The organism is Streptomyces sp. NPDC059010, assembly GCF_042740355.1.
GTDB lineage: Bacteria > Actinomycetota > Actinomycetes > Streptomycetales > Streptomycetaceae > Streptomyces.
This window is the reverse complement of sequence record NZ_JBHYJA010000018.1, coordinates 171,686-190,434: the sequence shown is the minus strand read 5'-3', so window position 1 is coordinate 190,434 and position 18,749 is coordinate 171,686. Positions and strand designations below refer to the sequence as shown.

Here is an 18,749-nt window from a genome sequence, read left to right as displayed (position 1 = left end):
CGTCTCACGGCAGCAGTGCCTCGCCCAGTCGGTGCCAGTGCGGCAGCGAGGACGCTCCCGGTTCGGTGCCGATGACCTGTACGGCGACGTGGTCGGCGCCCGCCTCGACATGGTCCTGGAGCCGTGCGGCCACCGTGTCCACGTCGCCCCAGAACACCAGGTCGTCCACGAGACGGTCGCTGCCGCCGTGCGCGATCTCGTCGTCGGTGTAGCCGAGGCGGCGGAACTTGGCGATGTTGTACGGGGTGTCGAGGTACGGGTGCAGATGCTCGCGTGCCGTAGCGCGGGCCTTGTCCGGGTCCGGCTCGAAGAGCACCGCGTGCTCGACGCCGAGGAAGGCGTCGGGGCCGAGGATGTCCCTGGCCTGGGCGGTGTGCGCCGTGTTGACGTGGTAGGTGTGGGCGCCGGCCGAGCGGTCCCGGGCCAGGGCGAGCATCTTGGGGCCGTACGCGGCGAGGATGCGGCGCACCGGGGTCCGCGGTGCGGGGTTGGGTGAGTCCTTCGCGAGCGTGTCCACGTCGTCGAGGTAACCGGCCATGGCGGCAAGGGGTTTGACGCCTGCTCGTCGCGCGCCGCCGAATCCCAGGCCCAGGACGTGACGTCCCGGGTAGGCGTCGGCCAGCAGGGCGCTCGCGGCCTGCGTCGCGCCCGCCTCGCGGTTCCAGATCCGCGCGATGCCGTTGACCACGTGCAGCCGCTCGGTGCAGGACAGCAGATAGCCGGCCTGGCTGAGCGCCTCACGTCCGCCCACCTCGGGGAACCACAGGGCCCGCCAGCCCAGCTGTTCCAGTTCCTGTGCCGAGTCGCGTACGCGCGCGGCGGGCTGGTGCTCGAAGTCGAAGGTGTAGATGCCGAAGGTCCCCAGGTTCTCCAAGTTCGTCATGCATCGAAATATCGCAGATTCTCGATATGAAATGCAACAGGCGGCCTCGGACGGCAAGTTCTTCCTGCTAGAGGGTCCGCCCGAGCTGGGCCACCAGCTCGGCGATACGCTCCTCGTCCCGCTTGTAGTGGGTCCACTTGCCCACCCGCGTCGCGCGCACCAGACCCGCCCGCTGCAGCTCCGCCATATACGCCGACACCGTCGACTGGGCCAGCCCGGCCTTGGCCTGGATGTGGCTCACACAGACCCCGACCTCGGCCGGGTCCGCGATCGCCTCGTACTGCGAGAAGTGCAGCCCGGGCTCACGCAGCCACACCAGCAGTTGCAGGCGCACCGGATTGGCCAGCGCCTTCAGAGCGCCGACCAGATCCGCATCCGGCGAGGTCACAGCGTCGGTCATGGGTTCGGAGTATAGGTCGGCGCCGCGATCGGGGTTCCGCGTCCGGAGCCGGGAGACGCCGGACCGGGAGGTACCGGAGCCGGGAGGTACCGGAGCCCGGGGCCTCAGCGCAGCCGCTCGCCCGGCAGCTCCCCCGCCGACACCTCCAGCACGCCGCGCTCGGTGACCAGCCCGGTCACCAGGCGCCCCGGCGTCACGTCGAACGCCGGGTTGTGCCCACGGGACGCGGCCGGGGCCGTGCGGACGCCGCCCCACTCCAGCACCTCGTCCTCACCGCGGAGCTCGATGTGGATGTCGTCGCCCGTCTTCGTGGCCAGGTCGACTGTGGTGGTGGGCGCCGCCACCAGGAACGGGATCCCGGCGTCCGCGCAGGCCAGGGCGACCCCCACGGTGCCGACCTTGTTCGCGGTGTCGCCATTCGCGGCGATGCGGTCGGCGCCGACGATCGCGGCGTCGACCTCGCCGCGCAGGATGGTGCCGGCCGCGGCGCCGTCGGCCTGGACGTAATGAGCGATGCCCTCCTGGGCCAGCTCCCAGGCGGTCAGCCGGGAGCCCTGGAGCAGCGGGCGCGTCTCGTCGGCGTACACGATCTCCAGCCGACCGCGCGCGTGCAGTTCACGGATGACGCCGAGCGCGGTGCCCCAGCCGGCCGTGGCGAGCGCGCCGGTGTTGCAGTGGGTGAGGATGCGCAACGGCCGCTCGACACCGACGCGTTCGAGCAGCCAGTCGGCGCCGTGCGCGCCCATGGCCCGGTTTCCCTCTATGTCCTCGCGCTGGACGGCGGCGGCCTCGTCCAGCACGGCGTCGAGGCCCTCGGCGAAGCGGGTCATGACGCGGTCCACGCACACCATCAGGTTGACCGCGGTGGGCCGGGCCTCACGGACCCGGGCCACGGCCGCGCGCACCTCGTCGGCCGACCAGCCCTCGCGCTCGCCCTGGAGGAGCGCGAGGGCGACGCCGTAGGCCCCGGCCGCGCCGATCGCGGGTGCGCCGCGCACGACGAGGCGCCGGATCGCGTCGACGAGGGTGTCGACGTCACGGACGTCCATGGTCTCGGTGCGGTGCGGCAGCAGGGTCTGGTCGATCAGGGCGAGGCTGGTTCCGGTCCAGTGGACGGCACGCAATTCCTGGGACATGACGGGGCGCTCCTGCTGTTCCTGTGGGTGTGCGCCACCGTACATGACCTGGGGGAACCACAGTTCGAGACAGTCGGGCGCATGCCTGTACACCCGGTGTACAGCCCACGACCCCGCAGCCCGCAGGCCGAGCCCGAGGAGGACTTGTGGCGCTCACCAACGCCGCTTCCTGGACTTCAGCCACTGCTCCGGTGACGCCTGTCCCGGCTGAGCCGGGGAGGTGCTCCGCTGGACAGGCCCCATAATGTGGGCTGAGACATCGGATGTCTTGTTCGACATCCTGGAACGACAGGGAGGCGGGCCATGGCTGTCACCGACGAGGCGATCGAGAAGATCAAGGGCATGATCGTCTCCGGCGCGCTGCGCCCCGGCGACCGGCTCCCCAAGGAGAGCGAGCTGGCCGCCGAGCTGGGGCTGTCCCGCAACTCCCTGCGGGAGGCCGTGCGGGCCCTGTCCCTGATCCGGATCCTGGACGTGCGCCAGGGCGACGGCACCTACGTCACGAGCCTCGATCCGCAGCTGCTGCTGGAGGCGCTGAGCTTCGTGGTCGACTTCCACCGCGACGACACGGTGCTGGAGTTCCTCGCGGTGCGCCGCATCCTGGAACCGGCCGCCACCGCGATGGCGGCGTCCCGGATCAGTGAGCAGCAACTGGACGCGCTGACGAACCAGTTGGACAAGCTCGGCACCGACCCGTCGGTGGAGGAGCTCGTCGCCTGCGACCTGGAGTTCCACCGGGGCATCGTGCAGAGCTCGGGGAACTCGGTGCTGTGCTCGCTCCTCGACGGGCTCTCCGGGCCGACCACCCGGGCCCGCATCTGGCGGGGCCTGACCCAGGAGGACGCGGTCCGCCGGACCCTCCACGAGCACCGGGCGATCCTTGCGGCGCTGCGGGACCGGGACGCGGAGGCGGCGCGGTCGTGGGCGACGGTGCACATCGCGAGCGTGGAGCAGTGGCTGCGTTCCACTCTGTGAACCCCTCGATTCTGCGCACCCCTCGATACGGCTCGGATGACCATGGAGTGTTCCGGGGTGGCGAACGGGGCAGTGATCCGTTCACTCCCCCGTGCAAGGGGGCTGCTGGCGCCCCCGCCGCACGCCGTAAGGTTGGTTCGTCAAGCGAGGGCACGTCGGAAGGAGGCCTGGGTGATCGAGCTCGACGGGGTTCCCGAGCTCATTGACCCGGTCATGGTGGCCGCGTTCGAGGGCTGGAACGATGCCGGTGACGCCGCCTCCACCGCGGTCGCGCATCTGGACAAGGAGTGGAAGGGCGAGGTGTTCGCGGCGCTGGACGCCGAGGACTACTACGACTTCCAGGTGAACCGCCCCACGGTGTGGATGGACGACGGGGTAAGGAAGATCACGTGGCCGACGACAAGGTTGTCCGTCGTCCGCGTCGGCGGTGAGAAGCCGCGGGATCTGGTACTCGTCCGAGGCATCGAACCGTCCATGCGGTGGCGCTCGTTCTGCAACGAGCTCCTCGGCTTCGCGCACGAACTGGGCGTGGAGCTGGTGGTCATCCTGGGCGCCCTGCTCGGTGACACCCCGCACACGCGTCCGGTCCCGATCAGCGGGACCACGTCCGACCCGGACCTGGCCCGCCGGATGGATCTGGAGGAGACCAAGTACGAGGGCCCGACGGGCATCGTCGGCGTCCTGCAGGAGGCGTGCACGCACGCGGGCGTCCCGGCGGTGTCGCTGTGGGCCGCCGTCCCGCACTACGTCTCGCAGCCGCCCAACCCGAAGGCGACGCTGTCCCTGCTCAACCGCCTGGAGGACCTGATCGACGTGCGCATCCCGCTGGGCGAACTGCCCGAGGACGCGCGCGCCTGGCAGGTCGGCGTGGACCAGCTGGCCGCCGAGGACAGCGAGGTCGCGGAGTACGTGCAGACGCTGGAGGAGGCCCGGGACACCGCGGAGCTGCCGGAGGCGTCGGGCGAGGCGATCGCCCGCGAGTTCGAGCGGTATCTGCGACGCCGGGACGGCGGCCCGTCGCCCGACGACCGCACGCGTCCGCCGATGCCCCCGAAGACGGGCGGCAAGGACGAGGACGACGACTCCTCGGACGACTGAGTCGCTCGGAGCCGGGCGCTCCGTGAGACACGGGCTCCGAGCCCGGAAGAGGGCGGTGCGCCGTGCTGCGCACCGCCCTTCGCCGTCAAGTTCTCCCGGCGTGCGTCATGCGGGCACGGATATCACGTCGTACGTCGTCTGCGGCGTCGGTGTCGTGGTGAAGCGCGCGTTGGGCAGGTAGAGCCGGCCCCGGTGCGCGGCCACCGTGGTCGGCACGTCGAAGAGCGGGTCGGTGATACGGCGCTGGAAGACGCCGCTGCCCCCGTCGGCGGCGAGCTCGAACACGTCGATGGCGTTCTGCCGGTTCTGGGCGACGTACAGCGTCCGGCCGATCAGCAGCAGCCCGTCGCCGTTGGTGAGCGGGGCCGCGTCGCCGAGGTCGACGAGCCGGGTGACGCCGGTGCGCGGGTCCACCCGGTGCAGGCCGCCGACCCCGGACTGCACGACGAGGAGCGCCGAGCCGTCGGGGGTGGCGGTGATGCCGTTGCCGTTCACGACCTCGCCGGCGACCTGGCTCCAGTCGCCGCTCAGGGTGATCGTCCCGACGCCGTCCGCGTCCGGCAGTTCGCCGTGCCGGCCGAGCGGCAGGGCGTACAGGGCGGGCTGGAAGGAGTCGGTGAACCAGGCCGTGCGCGGGGTGAGGTACACGTCGTTGGCGAAGGTCGGGGTCGCCGTGGTGAGCCGGTAGGAGGCGAGGATCTTCCCGGTGCGGGCGTCCACGACCCGGGCTCCCTCGCCGCGTCCGGCGACGAACAGCCGTCCCCGGTGGTCGAGTTTGAGGCCGACCGAGGGTGTGCCGGGGCCGGCCGAGATGACCGAACCCTCGCCGGTGCGCAGGTCGGCGCGGTAGATCGAGCCGTCGCCGAGCGAACCGAGGTAGGCGTACGGTCCGCCGCCGATGGTGATGCCCTCCGGGCGGAAGCCGTTCGGGAGGTGGATCACGGCGGGCCGGGTCTTTCCGGCCGCCGCGGCGGAGGTGCCGGCGGACCCGGCGAGCACGGCGCCGGCGGTGGCGGCACCGGCCGTGAGGAGTCTGCGGCGGGTGAGGTGAGGTGCGAAGGAGCGGCGCTCGGGGGCCACGGTGCGTCCTTCCGCGGACGGGACCGGCCGATGGCCGGTCCAACGGTCAGCTGACTCATCCACCCCACCACACGCCGTCCGCCTCCGCAGCAAGAGACGGTCTCTCGACAGCCACCGGACAGCATCTGGCCCGATTGTGGCGTGACATCTCTTTCAGGCCGGATTGCACACGGTGCCCAATTCAACTTGATTTCAAACCGAGTTGGCGAAAGTGGTCTGGACGGACCGCGCCGCGCGTGCTTGGTTGTCTCTCCGAAGGCGCGCCGCACCACCCGCACTTGGTACCCGCAGGACCGAAGGGAGCGGCAGACGATGACCGACCAGGCACAGCCGGCGCAGGGCCCGGGAGCGTCCGGGCCGGGCCCAGACGGAGCGGGATTCACCTATCGAGGAGCCGAGCAGGAACTGATCGTCGTCGCTCGTCCGGAGGCCCGGCTGCGTGCCCAGGCCGAGGGCGTCCGGTCGGTGGCGGGCGCAGATGTCTCGGCCCTCAACATGTTCCTCAGTGACGAACAACTCGCGCTGGAGCCGCTGTTCGGCAGCGAGGAGCGCCTCCAGCAGGCTGCGATGGGCACGGACGAGGTGCCCGACCTCGCGCTGTTCTACCGGGTGCGCGGCGGCGAGAGCCGTGCCGATCAGCTGCGCGCCCGTATCGCCGCACTGCCCGGGATCGACTCGGCGTATGTGAAGCCGGGCGCGGTGCCGGCCTCCCTCGGGCACATCGGGGAGGACAGCGGGCGGCTGAAGGAGGGCGCGCCGGTCACGCCCGACTACAGCGGCCGGCAAGGCTATCTGCGGCCCGCGCCCGAGGGCGTCGACGCGTACTGGGCCTGGCAGCGGCCCGGCGGCGCCGGTCAGGGCGTGACCGTGATCGACGTGGAGGGCTCCTGGCAGCTGGGCCACGAGGACCTGGCCTCCAAGCTGGCCGGCGTCGTCGTCGGCACCCCGGTGTCCGACCTGGCCTGGCGCAACCACGGCACCGCCGTGATCGGGGTGATCGGCGGCGACCACAACGAGTACGGCGTCACCGGCATCGTGCCGGAGACGGTGACCGCGGCCGCGTCCTTCCAGGGCATCGGCACGGCGGCCGCGATCCAGGCGGCGGCCGACCGGCTGAGCCCCGGCGACATCGTGCTGATCGAACTGCACCGCCCGGGGCCCCGGTTCGAGTACGCCGAGCGCGACGACCAGCGCGGCTACATCCCACTCGAATGGTGGCCGGACGACCTCGCCGCCGTCCGCTACGCCACCGCCAAGGGCATCCTCGTGGTGGCGGCCGCGGGCAACGGCGGTGAGTCGCTCGACCACGCGGTCTACGAGCGCCGCCCGGACGATTTCCCCGAGTCGTGGCGCAACCCGTTCAACCCGTCCTACCCGTCCTCCGGCGCCGTCATGGTCGGCGCGGGCGCCCCGCCGCCCGGTACCCACGGCCGCGACCACGGCCCGGACCGCTCACGGCTCGCGTTCTCCAACTACGGTGCCCGCGTGGACGCGCAGGGCTGGGGCCGCGAGGTGACCACGACCGGCGGCTTCTGGGACCGGCCCGGCGACCTGCAGGGCGGGCCCGAGGAGATCGCCTGGTACACCGACACGTTCTCGGGGACGTCATCCGCCTCCCCGGTGGTGGTCGGCGCGCTGGCCGCGCTGCAGGGCATGCTCAAGGCGGCCGGTCAGACGCCGATGTCCCCCGAGCGTGCGCGTGCGGTGCTCCGGGCGACGGGCTCCCCCCAGCAGGACGCGCCGGGCCGGCCCGCCTCCCAGCGGATCGGCAACCGGCCCGACATCAAGGCCGCGGTCACCTATCTGGTCCCGCAGGCGGTCGGCTCGGGCAAGGCCGAGCGCTACTGGGACGAGTTGCTGCCGTATCCGCGTGAACTTCCGCCCCGGCTCCGGCTGTTCGTGGCCGGCGACTGGCGGAACCTCAATCATCCGTCCCCCGAGGTCCGCCAGGCGGTCCATACCGCCTTCGCGGGGGGACGGCCCGATGTCCGAGTGTGGTTCTCGGACGACGAGATCGTCGGCCTGGTCATCACCGGCTGACGCAGCCCATCACATCAAGGGAAGGTGACACCCGCATGAGCACCACCCCGCAGATGAGTCACATGGGACAACAGCTCGGCCAGCAGTTCCCGAGCACATCTCCGTACCAGCAGCAGCAGTACCAGCAGCAGCCTTACGGCCAGCAGGGCTACGGCCAGCAGCAGCAGCCGTACGGCCAGCAGGGCGGCCAGCAGCAGCAGCCGTACGGCATGGGCGGCTCGCTCGAACAGCTCCAGCAGCTGGGCCAGCAGCAGCCGTTCCAGCAACTGCTGTCGCAGCTCGGCCAGCAGCAGGGCGGCCAGCAGCAGGGTTACGGGCAGCAGCAGGGTTACGGGCAGCAGCAGGGCTACGGCCAGCAGGTCCAGGGCGACCAGCAGCAGCACCAGGCCGAGCAGCAGGTTCTGCAGCTGGTGCACCAGGTCACGCAGGCCGCCGTCCAGTCGGCCGTAGAGCAGGCCCCGGTGGCCGGGATCGCGAACGGTTACATCGACATCGTCCAGCCGCTGCCGGGTCAGCCGTCGCAGATCTTCCTGCGCATCGGCAACGTGTTCCGGGTCTTCAACAACCCGAACCCGCAGACCCACGACCAGGTCCAAGAGGCCTTCGCGTTCGGCCACCAGGTCATCGGCGTGTGGGACAGCGGCACCCCGCTGGTCCTGCGCAGCATCCAGATCCGCAAGATCTGACCGGCATCTGAAGCACGGCGCACCAATGGCACGTGAACCAACGGCGCCCTGAACCATCGGCGCCGTGAACCAAGGGGGGGGGGGGCCCCCCCGGGGGGGGGGGGCCCCCCCGTGTGGGGAAAGGGCTGTATAGCGACGCGCGGGGTGATGTTAACCCCCCCCAACCTCCCCCCCCCCCAACCCTCGCCACCTCACCCCCCGCCCCCCACCCCCCGCGCCCCCCCCCCCCGGGGGGCCGCCCCCCCCGGCCCCCCCCCCCCCCCCCTCTCTTGTGCCTACGGCTCTGTAGCCCTACGGCTGCTTCTAGAGAGCCACGCCCAACAGCGCGTCCACGGCCCGCGACACGACGCCGGGGGCGCCGATGTCCGTACCGCCCTCGGTGTCCTGGCGTGCGACCCAGCGGTCGACCGCCGCGAGCGCGGCCGGGGCGTCCAGGTCGTGTCCGAGGGCGTCGCGGATCTCCTCGACGAGCGCCTCGGCGGACGGCCCGTCGGGCCGGGACACCGCGGCACGCCAGCGGTCGAGGCGGGCGAGGGCGTCCTGGAGCACCTGGTCGGTCCACTCCCAGTCGGCCCGGTAGTGGTGGGCGAGAAGGGCGAGCCGGATGGCGACCGGGTCCACGCCCTCGCGGCGCAGCTGGGAGACGAAGACCAGGTTGCCCTTGGACTTCGACATCTTCTCGCCGTGCAGCGCGACCATGCCGGCGTGGACGTACGCCTTGGCCATGGGGAACTCGCCGGTCAGCACCTGGGCGTGCGAGGCGCCCATCTCGTGGTGCGGGAAGGCGAGGTCGGAGCCGCCGCCCTGGACGTCGAAGCCCATGCCGAGGTGGTCGAGGGCGATGGCGACGCACTCGATGTGCCAGCCGGGCCGGCCGCGTCCGAGCGAACCGCCGTCCCAGCTGGGCTCGCCGGGCCGGGCGGCCATCCAGAGCATCGGGTCGAGCGGGTTCTTCTTCCCGGGCCGGTCGGGGTCGCCGCCGCGCTCGGCGGACAGCAGCCGCATGGCGTCGGCGTCGAGCCCGGAGACCTTGCCGAAGTCCGGGTCGGACTCGACGGAGAAGTAGACGTCCCCGTCGAGTTCGTAGGCCGCCCCGGCGTCCCGGAGCCGCTCGACGAGCGGCACGATCCCGGGTATCGCCTCCACCGCGCCGATGTAGTGCCGCGGCGGCAGCATGCGCAGGGCGGTCATGTCCTCGCGGAAGAGCGCGGTCTCCTTCTCGGCGAGCGCGGCCCAGTCGATGTCGTCGCGCTCGGCCCGCTCCAGGAGTGGATCGTCGATGTCGGTGACGTTCTGGACGTAGTGGACCTGCCGCTTTGTGTCGAGCCACACGCGCTGCACGAGGTCGAACGCGTTGTAGGTCGCCGCGTGACCCATGTGGGTCGCGTCGTACGGGGTGATCCCGCAGACGTAGATACGGGCGACGGGACCGGGGTCGAGGGTGACCAGACCGCCGGTCGCGGTGTCGTGGATCCTCAGGTCGCGGCCCTGACCGGGCAGGGCGGGGACCTCAGAAGCGGGCCAGGCATACATGTCATGAGCGTAACCGGACGGATGTTCCGTACACGAACCGGACCAGGTCGGATGGCCGGTAAGGCCGTCTTGCGCGATACCGGCCATTGTGCTGCTAGACGGGCGGCCAGGGAATGGCCGGCCACTCCCCGCTCGGCTGCGGATGCCGCCCGGACTCCAGCAACTCGTCGACACGCGCACGCGTGGCGTCCAGTTCCACGGCGGTGATCAGGCCGCCCAGCCGTTCGGCCAGCGCCCCCGAGGTCCCGAGGGCGCTCTGGAGCCCCTTCAGGACGTCGACCGCCTCCGCGGTGAGGGGCTCGCCCGCCCAGCCCCACAGCAGGGTGCGCAGCTTGTTCTCGGCGTTGAAGGTCACACCGTGATCGATGCCGTACAGCCGGCCGGCCCCGGTGGGCAGCAGATGCCCGCCCTTGCGGTCGGCGTTGTTGATCACGGCGTCCAGGACGGCCATGCGCCGCAGCCGCTCGTCGTCGGCGTGCACGAGCAGGGCGGTCCTGCCCTCGCCGACCTCGGCGAAGCCGATCGTCTTCCAGCCGGGCCCGGGTTCCTCGCCGTCGACCAGGGCGAGCAGCTCGGCATCCGGCGTCGCCTCGATCCACAGCTGGACCATGCCCTCGCCGTGCGGCCCGTCCCGCAGCACGGTCGGCGGTACGAGCCCCCAGCCGGTCGCCTCGGAGACCTCGTAGGCGGCGACCTCGCGCTCGGCGAGCGTCCCGTCGGGAAAGTCCCACAGCGGCCGCTCACCGGCGACCGGCTTGTATACGCAGGACGCCTCCTGCCCCTCGTACGCGACCGTGCAGAACAGCGCGGCGTTCGACGCCTCACGGATACGGCCGCGCACCGTCAGCTCACCCTCGGCGAGCAGGTCCACCGAGGTCACGCTCCGCGGCGGTATCCGTTCTGGCGCGGACATACATGTCCTTCCGGGTCGAGCGGGAGGCTGCACAGCGGACACGGCGGCCGCCCGGCGTTGACGACGTCCAGGGCGCGCTTGGCGAAGGCCCTCGCCTGTGCGCCGGTGAGCCGGACCCGCAGCATCGGGGGGCCGTTCTCCTCGTCCTGCAGCAGCCGCTCCTCGGCCTCGGCGAGGTCCTCCTCGGAGTCCGCGTCGAGCTCCACGAGTGCCTGCGCCTCGACGATCATGCGCTGTTCCTCGCCGTCCCAGGCCAGGGCCATGGTGCCGACGCGGAACTCCTCCTCGATGGGAGTGTCCAGCGGGTCGCTGTCGGAAATCTCGGAGGGCGCCATGGCGGGCACGGCGGCGCTGCCGCCACTACGCCGTACGACCTCGTCGAGCAGTTCGTCCATGCGCTCGGCGAGGGCGGCGACCTGGGTCTTCTCCAGGGCCACGCTGGTCACCCGGGAGCCTGCGGTGGCCTGGAGGAAGAACGTACGGCGTCCGGGTAGTCCGACCGTACCGGCCACGAAACGGTCCGGGGGGTCGTAGAGGAACACCTGACGGGACACGTCCTGTCTCCTGGAGTCGTGGATGGGCGCGGCGCACTTGCAACCGCTTCACCCTACTGCGCCCGACGATCACGGTGCGCCCGCGCCGCCGCCGACCGTCGCGTCGCCGGCCGGGGGTTCCTCACGCGGGGCGAGGGACGCGAAGTCACCGGTGTCCCCGAGGCGTACGAGGAACGGCCTCAGGCGTGTGTAACGGATCGCGGTGATGGAACACGGTTCAACGGAAATCCTCTGGAAGAGGTCGAGATGAAGTCCGAGTGCGTCCGCCACGAGGGACTTGATGATGTCGCCGTGCGAGCACATCAAGTACACCGCGTCCGCGCCGTGATCGCGCTCCACGCGCGCGTTCCACTCGCGTACGGCCTCGGCGGCCCGGGTCTGCATCGCCCGCATCGACTCGCCGCCGGGGAACGCGGCGGCCGACGGGTGCGCCTGGACGATCTCCATCAGCGGCTCGTCGCCCAGTTCGGCCAGCTTGCGGCCGGACCAGTCGCCGTAGTGGCACTCCCCGATCCGCTCGTCGGTGTGTGCCGTGAGGCCGGGGCGGGCGTCGAGGAGCGGCCGGATCGTCTCCTGGCAGCGTTGCAGGGGGCTGGTGACGATCTCGGAGAGGGGCAGCTCGGCGAGCCGGCCGGGCAGTGCGGCGGCCTGCGCGGCCCCGCGCTCGTCGAGGGCGACGCCGGGCGTCCAGCCGGCGAGCAGTCCCTCGGTGTTGGCGGTGGAACGTCCGTGCCGGACCAGGATCAGCGTGGGCATGCGGCCCAGCGTAGGCGTATCAGGGGGTGCGTCCGCGGGCGGACGGCGGGAGAATACGCTCCGTGATCATCGACTGCGCCATCTATCGCGACGGGCGCCGGACGCAGGGGCCGGACGACCTCTCCGACGCCCTGGACCTGTGCCGTCTGCAGGACGACGCGTTCGTCTGGATCGGCCTGTACGAGCCGACGGAGAAGGAGTTCGACAAGGTCACCGAGGAGTTCGGACTGCACCCGCTGGCCGTGGAGGACGCCCTGAAGGCGCACCAGCGGCCGAAGCTGGAGGTGTACGACGACTCGCTGTTCATGGTGCTCAAGCCGGTCGGGTACGAGCCGAAGAGCGACATCGTCTCCTCCGGCGAGGTCATGGTCTTCATCGGCGACTCGTTCGTGGTGACCGTCCGGCACGGCGAGGAGGCGCCGCTGGGGGTGGTCCGGGCCCGTCTGGAGCACGAGCCGGAGATGCTGCGGCACGGTCCCACGGCGGTGCTCTACACGATCGCCGACGCCGTGGTCGACCACTATGTCGACGTGGCGGGCGAGCTGGGCACGGATCTGGCGGAGCTGGAGGCGGAGGTGTTCTCACCGACCGGCGGCGGCTCACGGCACACGGCCTCGCGCATCTATGCCTTCAAACGGCAGATCATGGAGTTCCGCAAGGCCACCGGCCCGCTCGCGCAGCCCCTGTCCCGACTCGCGGGTACGGGCCTGATCGGCGCGCGGGTGCCCTTCGTGCACGACAAGGCGCAGCCCTTCTTCCGCGATGTGAGCGATCACCTCACGCGCGTGAACGAGTCCGTGGAGGGCCTGGACCGGCTGGTCTCCGATGTCCTGTCGGCTCATCTGGCGCAGATGAGCGTCCGGCAGAACGACGACATGCGGAAGATCTCCGCGTGGGCGGCCATGGCCGCGGTGCCCACGATGATCGCGGGGATCTACGGCATGAACTTCGAGCACATGCCGGAGCTGCACTGGTCCGGTTCGTATCCGGTGCTGATCGTGGCCATGGCCGCCGTCGAGGTGCTGCTGTACCGGCTGTTCAAGCGCCGCGGCTGGTTGTAGACGTGCTGGTGGTAGACGTCAGGCGAACTCGGGCGCCGAGGTGGCCGGTCCGCCCAGGGCGTCGCGCCGTTCCGGCATCTTCAGGGACACCATGCGCCGCCAGCCCGCGAACCGCTCCCAGGCGTACACGGCGTGGATGCCCGCGGCGAGCACCGCGGCCTTGGGCCGGGGCCAGCCGAGGATGCGGCCCATGTGGGCCATGACCGCGAGGCTGACGTCCCGGTAGATCCGGATCTCGGCGAGCGCGCACTCGCGCAGGGTGCGATGGATCAGCCGGCCGTACCCTGCGGCCGCGAAGCGCAGCAGTTCCTCGTGGGTGTAGGCGAGGTGGTTGCCCTCGTCGTTGGAGATCATCTTGACGGCCTTGCCGACCACGGGGTCGTCGGCGAAGTCGTTGCGGAGCATGACCATCTGGTCGGCGGCGCGCTGCTCGGTGACCCGGCTGTGTGCGAGGTAGATGACGATGTCGTCGACCGTGAGCTGCTTGTCGGCCTTGAGTTTCTCGTGGGCGAGCCCGATGCCGTGCTGCTCCAGGAGCATCGTGTAGTCGGTCTCGGGCGGCACGGGGACGGGTTCGAGGCCGCGCTTCTTCAGCAGGGCGTTGAAGATCCGCCCGTGCTTGTCCTCGTCGGCGCCGTGCCGGGTGATCTTGGGGGCCATGTCGCGCTCGCCGTCGGGCACGAGCGCGGCGATACGCGCGTTCTCCCAGCCGCCCTGGGACTCGCCGCTGGCCGCGATGGAGCAGAACAGTCGGAAGGAGTCGTCGTTGTCGAGGATCTCCTGGAACAGACTCTTGGCCGAAAGCATCGTGGGGCACCTCTCTCGGGACGCCGCAGGATTCCGCAAAGAACGAGTCAAATGGGCTGAGAGAGGTGCTGCAACAGTTACGTCGGACAACTCCGCCAAAAGAATGACCATCGGGGTCACGACGGGGGCGTAACCGGGTGGGCACGCGCGCGTTGTTCAGCGTGACGGCCGTGGCGGGGAAGACCCCCGAGCCCCCACCACGGCCGCTGAAACTCCCCCCGGTTCCGCGGTGCTCGCGTCAGGCCAGTCCGGCGCGCTCCAGGGCCTCGGTGCCGGCGCGCAGCGAGGCGAGGCGCTCGTCGAGAGTGAAGCCCGCGGGGGCGAGGCTGAGGGTGGTGACCCCGGCCGCCGCGTACTCCTTCATCCGGTCCGCGATGCGGTCCACGGAGCCGAGCAGCGTCGTCTGGTCGATCAGCTCGTGCGGGATGGCGGCCGCGGCGCCCTGCTTGTCGCCGGACAGGTACTTCTCCTGGACCTCGGCGGCCGCGGCCGCGAAGCCCATGCGCTGGGCGAGCTGGTTGTAGAAGTTCTGCTTGGCGCTGCCCATGCCGCCGACGTACAGCGCCGTGTAGGGGCGGAAGACGTCGGCGAGCGCGGCCACGTCCTTGTCCTCGCCGACGGCCAGCGGCAGCGTCGGGCAGACGTCGAACCCGTCGAGGGTCTTGCCCGCCTTCTCGCGCCCGGCGCGCAGGTGCCGGATCGTGGTCTCCTCCAGATGCTCGGCGGAGGGGAAGATCACCAGGGCGCCGTCGGCGATCTCGCCGGTCTGCTCAAGGTTCTTGGGGCCGATGGCGGCGATGTACAGCGGGATGTGCTCGCGCTGCGGGTGCACGGTCAGCTTGATCGGCTTGCCGGGGCCGCCGGGCAGCGGCAGCGTCCAGTGCTGCCCCTCGTACGACAGCCGCTCGCGCGTCATCGCCTTCCGCACGATCTCGACGTACTCACGCGTGCGTGCCAGCGGCTTGTCGAACTTGACGCCGTACCAGCCCTCGGAGACCTGCGGGCCGGAGACGCCGAGGCCGAGGCGGAAGCGGCCGCCGGAGAGCGAGTCCAGGGTGGCGGCCGTCATCGCCGTCATCGCCGGCTGGCGGGCCGGGATCTGGAAGATGGCGGAGCCGACGTCGATGCGCTCGGTCTGGGCGGCGACCCAGGAGAGCACGGTGGCCGCGTCCGAGCCGTACGCCTCGGCGGCCCAGCACACCGCGTATCCCAGCCGGTCGGCCTCCTGGGCGACGGCGAGATTGTCCGCGTCCATTCCGGCGCCCCAGTAGCCGAGGTTGATCCCGAGCTGCATGGCCGATCCCCTTACCGATCAGTAACGTCCCTTGTGGGCCCGACCATAGCGCGGGGGACCTCCCACCGGGAGGCAGGTGTGGCGGGCATCGCGCGACCGGTCGCCGGTGTCCCCCGTCTCCGTCCCGGAAACTGGTCATCCACAGGCCCCCACATGGCAGGTTCTGGCCAGTAATCTCGGCGTTCATGGAGCAGAGGCATCTCGGCCGCACCGGCCTGCGCGTGTCCCGGATCGGGCTCGGCACCCTCACCTGGGGCAGGGACACAGACGAGCACGACGCGGCGGACCTCTTGAAGACGTTCTGGGAGGCGGGCGGCACCCTGGTCGACACGGCCGACGTGTACGGCGACGGAGAGGCCGAGTACCTGCTCGGCAGGCTCATAGAAGGGCTGGTCCCACGCCGGGACCTGGTGATCTCGACGAAGGCGGGCAGCGTTCCCGACCCGGACCGCCGCTTCGACGGCTCGCGCGGCCATCTGCTCTCCGCGCTGGACGCCTCGCTGGCCCGGCTCGGCACGGACTACGTCGACGTCTGGCACATCCACGCCTTCGACCCGTACACACCGCTGGAGGAGACCCTCCAGGCCCTCGACCTCGCGGTCAGCAGCGGCCGCGCCCGCTATGCCGGTGTCTCCAACTTCTGCGGCTGGCAGCTCGCCAAGGCGGGCACCTGGCAGCTCGCGGCGCCCGGCATACGCACCCGGCTGGCGAGCACCCAGCTGGAGTACTCACTGCTGCAGCGCGGTGTGGAGCGCGAGGTGCTGCCGGCCGCGCTGGACCTGGGCATCGGACTGCTGCCGTCCTCGCCGCTGGGGCGCGGGGTGCTCACGGGCAAGTACCGCGACGCGACACCGCCCGACTCGCGCGCTGCCTCGGAACATATGGCGCCCTTCGTCGAGCCGTACCTCGACGACACGGCGAGCCGCATCGTGGACGCCGTGCAGACGGCGGCCGACGGGCTCGCAGTGACCCCGCTCCAGGTCGCCCTGGCCTGGGTCCGCGACCGGCCCGGCGTGGCCGCGCCCGTCGTAGGCGCACGCAACGCACAGCAGCTCACGGCGGCATTGTCAGTGGAGGCCCTTAGTCTTCCTGACGAGATCTGCCGGGCTCTCGACGATGTGTCAGCGCCCGTGCACCGCTATCCCGATCACGACTGGAGCACGCTGTGACCACGGAGCCACCCGAGACCACGGAGAACGCCGAGCCGGGGACGCCGGGGGCCGGGGGTCCGGGACCCGCCGAGGGCGAGACGGCGGGCGGGGGCGCGGACGACGCCGGGGGCGGCCGGGCGCAGGGCGCCGAGGAGAGCGGCGACGAGGCTACGGCGTCGCGGCCGGACGGCGACGCCGGTGACAGCGAGGCCGGGGCCGGCGACGCGGCGGCGCAGAAGTCGGAGGCCGAGGCCGAGCTGGCCGCTCAGCGGATCGAGCGGGAGCGGATCGAGCGGCGCAAGGCGGAGAAGCAGGGGCGCGTCGACAGCGGGACCAAGCTCAGCGGCAAGGCCGCGGACCTGCTGGCCGCCGTACGGGCCGTGGAGAGCGGCGCGAAGCCGGTGGCCGCCGTCTTCAGCGAGCCGGAGCCACCGCGCCGCCCCGCCCCGGAGCCGGCCCGACGACCGCAGCCCGTGGCGGCCGACGCCCCCGCGGGCCCCGCGCCGCAGACCGTCGACTCGGTACGGCGGGTGCTGGCCGACGGCGGCGCCCCGGAGACCCTCGCCCCGCAGATCGCCGCGGTGCTCGGCGAGAGCGCCGTGGACCAGCTGCGGGCCGACCCCTGGCAGTTGCTGCGCGTCGCGGGCGTACGCCCCGAGCAGGCCGACGGGTTCGCGCGGGCGCTGCTCGGCGCGGAGTGCGGACCGGACGACGAGCGGCGCGGCCGGTCGGTGACCGTGTGGCTGCTGGAGCAGGCGGCCCTGGCCGGGCACACGGCCCTGGAGCTGCCGGCGCTCACCGCGGCGCTGGCCCAGCGGGGTGTGCCGGACGCCGACACCGCCGTACAGAACACGCTGGCCGAGGGTGAGGCGCTGGCCTTCCAGGACGCCCTGGACGAACCCGGCGCCCCGGCCCGGCGGGACGACGAGGCGGAGCAGGACGAGGAGCGGCCCGTCCGTGTCCTCGTCGGCCTGGAGCGGTACGCCCTGGCGGAGGAGAGCCTCGCCGACGGGCTGGCCCGGCTGATCAACTCGGCGCCGAAGCAGGACGGTTCGGCCGAGGAGTGGGAGCGGGCGGCGTCCGCCGCGGGCTCCGCCGCCGACCTGGTCCGCGCGGTCTCGGCACATGGTCTGGTCCTCCACACCGGCGGGGAGGCGTCCCTGACCGAACCGGCGGCGCTGCTGCGCGCGGCGCACTCCCTCGGCCTGCGGGCCTGGGCGGCCACGCACACCCCGCTCGGCCGGGAACGCTTCGCGGCGCTGCTGAGCGGGGCGGACCGACCGGACGACGGCGCCGAGGCCGGGGCCGGATCCGCGCCCGGCGTCGCGACCGTGGCCGGACTGCTCTCGGGTGCCGAAGGGCCCGGCCGTGACGCGGACGGTGCGTTCGACCTCGATCTGCTCGTCGTGCTGGACGCCCCGCAGCTGGATGTCGAGACCGCGGCCCTGCTGACGGAGTCGCTGCCGGACGGGGCCCGGCTGGTGCCGGCCGGGGATCCGGCGGTGCTGTGGTCGGCGGGTCCCGGGCGGGTGTTCGCCGACCTGCTGGCGGCGCGGATCTGCCCGCAGATCGCCTCACGGCGACCGGACCCCGGCCCGCTGGGCGAGCTGGTGTCCGGTGTCGGCATCGGTGAGCTGAACCAGGTCGAGGCGCCCGGCAAGGAGCTGGTGATCGTGCCGGTACGGGACGCGGGCGAATGCGTGCACCGCACCGTGCAGCTCGTCGCCGACTCGGTGCCGCGGGCGATCGGCGTCCCGGCCGAGCAGACCCAGGTGATCACGCCGGGCCACGGCGGCGCGGCCGGCACCCGCGCCCTCAACGCCGCGCTCAAGGAGCGGCTCAACCCCGGCCCCGGCCGCTTCGGCGGCTTCGACCCCGGCGACCGCGTCGCCTACTCCCCCGCGCCGGGCCGTACGGTGCCGGGCCAGGTGGTGAAGGCCGACGCCGAGGGACTGCACCTGTCCTGCGCGGGCGAGGCCGTCGTCGTACCGAAGGAACAGGTGGAGCAGTCCGTACGGCACGGCTGGGCCCTGACCGCGCACCAGGCGGTGGGCGGCCGCTGGCCGGCGGTGGTCGTGGTCCTGCCGGGCGACGCGGCGCAGGCCCTCAGCCGCCCCTGGGTCTACACGGCGTTCAGTCGCGCCGACCGCCACCTCTCCGTGGTCCACGGCGTGGAACAGGCCCTGCCCAGGGCGGTCGCGGAGGTCCCGGCCAAGCCACGCACCACCCGCCTGCCCGTCCTGCTCAGAACGCAGGGGACGGCGGCGGACTGACCGCGACGGGGGGGGGGGGGGGGCGGGGGGGGGGGGGGCCCCCCCCCCCCCACCCCCCCCCCCCCCCCCCGGGGAGAGCAGGGCGTCCCCGACCCCGGCGGGGCGGGCG

18 protein-coding genes are annotated in these 18,749 nt (G+C 72.1%); 7 read left to right on the top strand and 11 right to left on the bottom strand.

All coding sequences use genetic code 11. The features are described 5' to 3' along the window. Window positions 1-4: 4 nt before the first annotated feature. The 3 genes from ACFWYS_RS21580 to mtnA form a co-directional block, all read right to left on the bottom strand. Window positions 5-883 (bottom strand): TIGR03620 family F420-dependent LLM class oxidoreductase, encoded by an 879-nt coding sequence (locus tag ACFWYS_RS21580; protein WP_384771163.1) that lies wholly within the window; start codon window positions 881-883, stop codon window positions 5-7. Window positions 884-950: 67 nt separating this feature from the next. Next, window positions 951-1,283, bottom strand: a complete 333-nt coding sequence (locus ACFWYS_RS21575) for an ArsR/SmtB family transcription factor (protein WP_384771160.1) — start codon at window positions 1,281-1,283, stop codon at window positions 951-953. 104 nt (window positions 1,284-1,387) lie between these two features. Next, window positions 1,388-2,419, bottom strand: a complete 1,032-nt coding sequence (gene mtnA, locus ACFWYS_RS21570; protein ID WP_384771158.1) for an S-methyl-5-thioribose-1-phosphate isomerase — start codon at window positions 2,417-2,419, stop codon at window positions 1,388-1,390. Between the two features lie 303 nt (window positions 2,420-2,722). Here mtnA and ACFWYS_RS21565 point away from each other — a divergent pair, with 303 nt between their 5' ends. Together ACFWYS_RS21565 and ACFWYS_RS21560 are read left to right on the top strand one after the other, a co-directional pair. After that, a complete protein-coding gene (locus ACFWYS_RS21565) occupies window positions 2,723-3,394 on the top strand; it encodes a FadR/GntR family transcriptional regulator (protein ID WP_384771155.1) in 672 nt (223 codons plus the stop codon). Window positions 3,395-3,565: 171 nt separating this feature from the next. Next, a complete protein-coding gene (locus ACFWYS_RS21560; RefSeq protein WP_384771152.1) occupies window positions 3,566-4,492 on the top strand; it encodes a PAC2 family protein in 927 nt (308 codons plus the stop codon). 105 nt (window positions 4,493-4,597) lie between these two features. Here ACFWYS_RS21560 and ACFWYS_RS21555 read toward each other — a convergent pair whose 3' ends face one another. Then, window positions 4,598-5,572 carry an SMP-30/gluconolactonase/LRE family protein gene (locus tag ACFWYS_RS21555; RefSeq protein WP_384771149.1) on the bottom strand — a complete coding sequence of 325 codons (975 nt, stop codon included), beginning with the start codon at window positions 5,570-5,572 and terminating at the stop codon, window positions 4,598-4,600. A gap of 312 nt (window positions 5,573-5,884) precedes the next feature. Between ACFWYS_RS21555 and ACFWYS_RS21550 the strand changes: the two genes are divergently transcribed. Beyond that, window positions 5,885-7,612, top strand: coding sequence for a S8 family peptidase (locus ACFWYS_RS21550; RefSeq protein ID WP_384771146.1), 1,728 nt, complete (start codon window positions 5,885-5,887; stop codon window positions 7,610-7,612). Window positions 7,613-7,626: 14 nt separating this feature from the next. Here the strand turns inward: ACFWYS_RS21550 and ACFWYS_RS21545 are convergent, their stop codons facing one another. After that, window positions 7,627-8,028, bottom strand: coding sequence for a hypothetical protein (locus ACFWYS_RS21545; protein ID WP_384771143.1), 402 nt, complete (start codon window positions 8,026-8,028; stop codon window positions 7,627-7,629). Here ACFWYS_RS21545 and ACFWYS_RS21540 point away from each other — a divergent pair. Then, on the top strand, window positions 8,023-8,298 hold the full coding sequence (locus ACFWYS_RS21540) for a hypothetical protein (protein WP_384771140.1): 276 nt from the start codon (window positions 8,023-8,025) through the stop codon (window positions 8,296-8,298). The two genes, ACFWYS_RS21545 and ACFWYS_RS21540, sit on opposite strands and share 6 nt — an antisense overlap. A 303-nt stretch (window positions 8,299-8,601) precedes the next feature. Here the strand turns inward: ACFWYS_RS21540 and mshC are convergent, their stop codons facing one another. The 4 genes from mshC to ACFWYS_RS21520 all read right to left on the bottom strand — a co-directional run bounded on the left by mshC (window position 8,602) and on the right by ACFWYS_RS21520 (window position 12,054). Continuing rightward, window positions 8,602-9,831: a cysteine--1-D-myo-inosityl 2-amino-2-deoxy-alpha-D-glucopyranoside ligase gene (gene mshC / locus ACFWYS_RS21535; RefSeq protein WP_384771137.1), complete on the bottom strand. Its 1,230-nt coding sequence runs from the start codon at window positions 9,829-9,831 to the stop codon at window positions 8,602-8,604. Between the two features lie 94 nt (window positions 9,832-9,925). Further along, window positions 9,926-10,744, bottom strand: coding sequence for an SCO1664 family protein (locus tag ACFWYS_RS21530; RefSeq protein WP_384771134.1), 819 nt, complete (start codon window positions 10,742-10,744; stop codon window positions 9,926-9,928). After that, window positions 10,708-11,298, bottom strand: coding sequence for a DUF3090 domain-containing protein (locus ACFWYS_RS21525; RefSeq protein ID WP_384771132.1), 591 nt, complete (start codon window positions 11,296-11,298; stop codon window positions 10,708-10,710). The genes ACFWYS_RS21530 and ACFWYS_RS21525 overlap by 37 nt, the downstream gene beginning before the upstream one ends. Before the next feature lie 69 nt (window positions 11,299-11,367). After that, on the bottom strand, window positions 11,368-12,054 hold the full coding sequence (locus ACFWYS_RS21520; protein ID WP_384771129.1) for a histidine phosphatase family protein: 687 nt from the start codon (window positions 12,052-12,054) through the stop codon (window positions 11,368-11,370). A 62-nt stretch (window positions 12,055-12,116) separates the two neighbouring features. Here ACFWYS_RS21520 and corA point away from each other — a divergent pair, with 62 nt between their 5' ends. Then, complete coding sequence (gene corA / locus ACFWYS_RS21515) at window positions 12,117-13,115, top strand: magnesium/cobalt transporter CorA (protein WP_384771127.1); 999 nt, start codon at window positions 12,117-12,119, stop codon at window positions 13,113-13,115. 18 nt (window positions 13,116-13,133) lie between these two features. Here corA and ACFWYS_RS21510 read toward each other — a convergent pair whose 3' ends face one another. Continuing rightward, entirely contained in the window at window positions 13,134-13,922 is a 789-nt protein-coding gene (locus tag ACFWYS_RS21510; RefSeq protein ID WP_384771124.1) for a ferritin-like domain-containing protein, read from the bottom strand. Between the two features lie 238 nt (window positions 13,923-14,160). Next, entirely contained in the window at window positions 14,161-15,216 is a 1,056-nt protein-coding gene (locus tag ACFWYS_RS21505) for an LLM class F420-dependent oxidoreductase (protein ID WP_384771121.1), read from the bottom strand. 185 nt (window positions 15,217-15,401) lie between these two features. Here ACFWYS_RS21505 and ACFWYS_RS21500 point away from each other — a divergent pair, with 185 nt between their 5' ends. After that, on the top strand, window positions 15,402-16,385 hold the full coding sequence (locus ACFWYS_RS21500; RefSeq protein ID WP_384771118.1) for an aldo/keto reductase: 984 nt from the start codon (window positions 15,402-15,404) through the stop codon (window positions 16,383-16,385). Further along, the gene (locus ACFWYS_RS21495; RefSeq protein WP_384771115.1) at window positions 16,382-18,640 is read left to right on the top strand and encodes a helix-hairpin-helix domain-containing protein; all 2,259 of its coding nucleotides are present in this window, start codon (window positions 16,382-16,384) and stop codon (window positions 18,638-18,640) included. Before ACFWYS_RS21500 ends, ACFWYS_RS21495 begins: the two co-directional genes overlap by 4 nt. The last annotated feature ends 109 nt before the right edge of the window (window positions 18,641-18,749 follow it).

Excerpts from the sequence above, each read along its gene's own strand:
- ACFWYS_RS21520 (WP_384771129.1), bottom strand. The coding sequence starts at position 12,054 with ATGCCCACGCTGATCCTGGTCCGGCACGGACGTTCCACCGCCAACACC.
- ACFWYS_RS21530 (WP_384771134.1), bottom strand. The coding sequence starts at position 10,744 with ATGTCCGCGCCAGAACGGATACCGCCGCGGAGCGTGACCTCGGTGGAC.
- ACFWYS_RS21565 (WP_384771155.1), top strand. The coding sequence starts at position 2,723 with ATGGCTGTCACCGACGAGGCGATCGAGAAGATCAAGGGCATGATCGTC.
- mshC (WP_384771137.1), bottom strand. The coding sequence starts at position 9,831 with ATGTATGCCTGGCCCGCTTCTGAGGTCCCCGCCCTGCCCGGTCAGGGC.
- ACFWYS_RS21550 (WP_384771146.1), top strand. The coding sequence starts at position 5,885 with ATGACCGACCAGGCACAGCCGGCGCAGGGCCCGGGAGCGTCCGGGCCG.
- ACFWYS_RS21575 (WP_384771160.1), bottom strand. The coding sequence starts at position 1,283 with ATGACCGACGCTGTGACCTCGCCGGATGCGGATCTGGTCGGCGCTCTG.
- ACFWYS_RS21510 (WP_384771124.1), bottom strand. The coding sequence starts at position 13,922 with ATGCTTTCGGCCAAGAGTCTGTTCCAGGAGATCCTCGACAACGACGAC.
- ACFWYS_RS21580 (WP_384771163.1), bottom strand. The coding sequence starts at position 883 with ATGACGAACTTGGAGAACCTGGGGACCTTCGGCATCTACACCTTCGAC.
- ACFWYS_RS21505 (WP_384771121.1), bottom strand. The coding sequence starts at position 15,216 with ATGCAGCTCGGGATCAACCTCGGCTACTGGGGCGCCGGAATGGACGCG.
- mtnA (WP_384771158.1), bottom strand. The coding sequence starts at position 2,419 with ATGTCCCAGGAATTGCGTGCCGTCCACTGGACCGGAACCAGCCTCGCC.
- ACFWYS_RS21500 (WP_384771118.1), top strand. The coding sequence starts at position 15,402 with ATGGAGCAGAGGCATCTCGGCCGCACCGGCCTGCGCGTGTCCCGGATC.